Here is a 1116-nt window from a genome sequence, read left to right on the forward strand (position 1 = left end):
GGTGGGTTTGGCTGGGGTGATGGTGGTGGTTTTGGTCTTGGATTTGGATTACGATAATTCCGATACTGTGTTCTGCCCCTAGCTTGCTTTTGTGAAGCAGTGGGTAAGGTCTGATGCGATCGCAATTTTTCTCGTGCCTGATTGAGTAACTTAAGTTTTTCTTCAGCTTTTTGCTTGAGGCGAGGATTATCCTCAGGAACACGATCGGGATGCCAAATAAATGCCAAATCCTTGTAAGCCTGGTTCACTTCTTCCGGTGATGCTCCAGGCTCCAGTTCAAGAACTCTATAGCATTGCTCTAGCTCATTTTGCTTCACCACCATATTATGTGTAACCTAGCGACTTTTCCTTTCTCGACTCTAGACTATCAACTATAGGCTTGCTTGTGTTGTTCCCTATAGTCTAAAGACTACAGCCTAGGTAAGCATTCAGCTATCAGCGGTCAGCTATCAGCATTCAGCTATCAGCATTCAGCTATCAGCATTCAGTTACAAGCTATCAGCCATCAGCTAATGCGCTACGCGCACGCTTGGCCTTGGCCGTTGGCCACGCTACGCGAATGGCCACGCTGCTTGAGGTGCGAACAGCTATCAGCTATCAACCAAAGGCCAACGGCTGACCGCTGACCGCTGACCGCTGATAACTGACCGCTGATAACTGACCGCTTACCGCTAACTACGGTTCAATGCCTTACTGCAGGATTGTAGCTACTTCTTTGGCAAAATAGGTCAAAATTAAGTCAGCACCAGCCCGCTTCATGCTAGTCAGGGTTTCCATCATGACTTTTTTCTCATCAATCCAACCATTCTGACCGGCTGCTTTAATCATGGCGTACTCACCACTAACGTTGTATGCAGCAACGGGTAAATTAGTATGCTGTCTAACCCGGTGGATAACATCCATATAGGCTAACGCTGGCTTAACCATGACCATATCTGCCCCTTCTGAAATATCCAAGTCAATTTCTTTTAGGGCTTCAAGGGCGTTAGCGGGATCCATTTGGTAAGTCTTTTTGTCACCAAATTTAGGAGCTGAATCTAGGGCATCCCGGAATGGACCATAATAAGCGGAGGCGTATTTAGCGGAATAGGCCAGAATTCCGACATCAGTGTAGCC

2 protein-coding genes are annotated in these 1116 nt (G+C 47.0%); both read right to left on the reverse strand.

Annotated elements, in window-relative coordinates:
* A partial coding sequence (locus F6K37_RS43805; protein ID WP_287257399.1) for a J domain-containing protein occupies positions 1-323 on the reverse strand: 323 nt, incomplete at its 3' end.
* 367 nt (positions 324-690) lie between these two features.
* A partial coding sequence (gene hemB / locus F6K37_RS43810) for a porphobilinogen synthase (protein ID WP_502887848.1) occupies positions 691-1116 on the reverse strand: 426 nt, incomplete at its 5' end.

This window comes from Moorena sp. SIO4E2 (assembly GCF_010671945.1).
GTDB lineage: Bacteria > Cyanobacteriota > Cyanobacteriia > Cyanobacteriales > Coleofasciculaceae > Moorena > Moorena producens.